The organism is Alkalibacillus haloalkaliphilus C5 (genome assembly GCF_000269905.1).
Classification (GTDB): domain Bacteria; phylum Bacillota; class Bacilli; order Bacillales; family Alkalibacillaceae; genus Alkalibacillus; species Alkalibacillus haloalkaliphilus_A.
Genome location: NZ_AKIF01000223.1, coordinates 1 through 3027 on the forward strand (window position 1 = coordinate 1; position 3027 = coordinate 3027).

4 protein-coding genes are annotated in these 3027 nt (G+C 34.7%); all 4 read left to right on the top strand.

Annotated elements, in window-relative coordinates:
- Positions 1-347: 347 nt before the first annotated feature.
- Positions 348-863 carry a YqeG family HAD IIIA-type phosphatase gene (locus A194_RS0115640; protein WP_029425408.1) on the top strand — a complete coding sequence of 172 codons (516 nt, stop codon included), beginning with the start codon at positions 348-350 and terminating at the stop codon, positions 861-863.
- A 1-nt stretch (position 864) separates the two neighbouring features.
- Positions 865-1971, top strand: coding sequence for a ribosome biogenesis GTPase YqeH (yqeH, locus tag A194_RS0115645; protein ID WP_017187729.1), 1107 nt, complete (start codon positions 865-867; stop codon positions 1969-1971).
- Positions 1972-1984: 13 nt separating this feature from the next.
- Entirely contained in the window at positions 1985-2791 is an 807-nt protein-coding gene (gene aroE / locus A194_RS0115650) for a shikimate dehydrogenase (RefSeq protein ID WP_017187730.1), read from the top strand.
- Between the two features lie 11 nt (positions 2792-2802).
- A partial coding sequence (gene yhbY, locus A194_RS0115655; RefSeq protein WP_017187731.1) for a ribosome assembly RNA-binding protein YhbY occupies positions 2803-3027 on the top strand: 225 nt, incomplete at its 3' end.

The window sequence follows — 3027 nt, forward strand, 5'->3', positions numbered from 1 at the left end:
CTCACTTTAAACTGTTTTTATAATTACCACTCTTTTTTCCTAGTCTCAAACTCACATATATGTGTGTAACTTGTGTATAAATTGTTGATATTTAGGGGTGTAATGCTTGGAAAAGTTGTTTTTACGCTGTGGGTTATGTGTGTAAAGTTATCCACAGGTGTGAAAAATGGTGGTATTTGTCGAACGAAATTGAAAAAATATATGTATTGAATTGTAATTCGACGCATATTTATAATATCTTACACAGTTATACATAAAAGTGTTGGAGTTCCATAGAATTTCTTTGAAAGATGGCGTCTAATTGTTTATGATGTAAAATAGTGAGTATGAAATTAGAGGTGAATTCGTTGTTGAAGAAATTTCTGCCAAATGAGCATGTTGAAACAGTTTTAGAAATTACACCGGGATATTTAAAGGATAAAGGTATTAAAGGTGTCATTACGGATTTGGACAATACTTTAGTAGCTTGGGATCAGCCAGAGGCAACTCCGGAAATTAAAGAATGGTTTGAAACTTTAGAACAAGAGGGCATTCATGTAACCATTATGTCGAATAATAGTGAAGATCGAGTGGCCAAGTTTAGTGAGCCATTAGATATTACGTTTATTTCAAAAGCTAGAAAACCATTAGGCAAGGCTTTTCAAACAGCGCAAAAAGAAATGGGACTAAAAGATGATGAAATCGCTGTTGTTGGAGATCAATTGTTAACCGATGTATTAGGTGGTAACCGGTCAGGACTTAATACAATATTAGTTGTACCAGTTGTTCAAACTGATGGCTTTTTCACACGCTTTAACAGAATGGTGGAACGAAGAATATTTAATTACTTTAGAAAAAAAGGGATGCTTCATTGGGAGGATTAATATGGAACAAATATATTGCCACGGTTGTGGTGTTCAAATTCAAACGCATAGTGAGAAAGAGCTTGGTTATGCTCCACTTTCAGCATTAGAGCGCGAAGACGTTATTTGTAAACGTTGCTTTCGGCTAAAAAACTATAATGAAGTACAAGACGTAGATTTGACCGATGATGACTTTTTAGCCATGTTACATGAAATTGGAGATCAAGACGGATTAGTCGTTAATATCGTTGATCTATTCGATGTTCATGGCAGCTTTGTAAGAGGGTTAAATCGATTAGTTGGTGAAAATGAAGTTGTATTAGTCGGTAATAAGGTGGACTTACTACCTAAATCAATAAATCATAATAAAGTGAAAAATTGGATGAAACGAGTTGCGAAGGAATTTGGCTTAAAAGTTAAAGAAGTGTACTTAGTTAGCTCTGTAAAAGGGATTAATATGGAAGAGACAGCCTTTGAGTTAGAGAAAATAAGAAAAGGGAAAGATATATTTGTTGTAGGATGTACGAATGTAGGGAAATCAACATTCATTAATTACCTTATTAATCGTTCTATTGAACAAGAACAAATTATTACAACATCATATTTTCCTGGAACAACATTAGGTTTTATTGATATACCGCTAGATGACCAAGCTTCAATGATTGATACGCCAGGAATTATAAACGATCATCAGATGGCGCACTATTTATCAAAAAAAGATTTAAAAACAGTAACACCTAAGAAAGAAGTGAAGCCAAAGGTATTCCAACTTGAGGGAGAGCAAACTTTATTTATCGGAGGGCTAGCTCGATTAGACATTGATAAAGTTGATGAACAAAAAGGTTTTATTTGTTATTTTTCAAATGACTTAAACATTCATAGAACTAAGGTCGATAAAGCTGATTTACTTTATGACCAACATCTTGGTGAATTATTAGCTCCTCCAACTGAAGAGACAATTGAAGCGTGGCCGGATTTAGAAGCTAAAACGTTTCAAATCAATAGCGAGAAGAAGCAAGATATTGTGTTTTCGGGATTAGGTTGGATTACAGTACCGAATGGACAGTCAACAGTTACAGCTTATGTTCCTAAAGGCGTTCGAGTGTTAGTGCGAGATGCAATCATTTAAAAGGAGAATGTGAATGTTTCGATTAGGATTAATCGGAAATCCAGTCAGTCAATCTAAATCACCAGATATTCACCATAAGCTTTTACAAGAGTATAATATAATAGGTCATTATCAGTTAATTCATACTGAAGTTGAGGATTTAGGGAAAAATATAGAGTGGTTGAAAGATGAAGGTTTTACTGGATTTAACGTTACAGTGCCGTATAAAGAAAAAGTGATCGAACATCTTCACTACTTGGAAGATTCCGCACGAGTTATGGGTTCAGTTAACACGGTCAAAATCGATCAAGGAAAATTGATTGGCTATAATACGGATGGAAAAGGCTATTTAAAGTCGTTATTAACATTATCGCCTAATTTTCTTGAAAATGCTGAAACTAAAAGTATCCTGTTGCTAGGAGCTGGTGGCGCTGCTAAAGGCATTGCTCACCAGTTATTACAGTTTCCATTCAAACAGGTCGATGTTGCTAACCGTAGCATAGAACGTGCGCAATCTTTAGTTAATCAACTGGGGCTTTCAAACATTCTAACACTTAATGAGGCAACAGAAGAGCTTGCACAGTATGATTTAGTTATTAATACTACAAGTGTTGGCATGACCCCTCATGAAGATGAGCAGGTGATATCATTAAATTACGTAAAACCAGGTACAATAGTAAGTGATATCGTTTATAAACCTAATTGGACATCGTTTTTAATGGATGCTAAAAAAAGAAACTGCCAATTACTTTTTGGTGAATCTATGTTATATTATCAAGCGGTGAAGGCGTTTGAAATTTGGACAAACCCTGAATACAACGTTAATCAATTAAGAGGCTAGGAGGAACCCTTTTGTTATCAGGTAAACAGAAACGTTATTTAAGAAAAGAAGCACACCATTTAAGCCCGGTTTTCCAAGTTGGAAAAAGTGGCATAAATAAAAACATGTTGAATCAAATAGATGAAACGTTAGAAAAAAGAGAGTTAATTAAAGTCAGTGTCTTACAGAATAACTTTGAAGATAAACATGATTTAGCAGATCAAATTGCTAAAGGTACCGATGCTCGTGTTGTACAA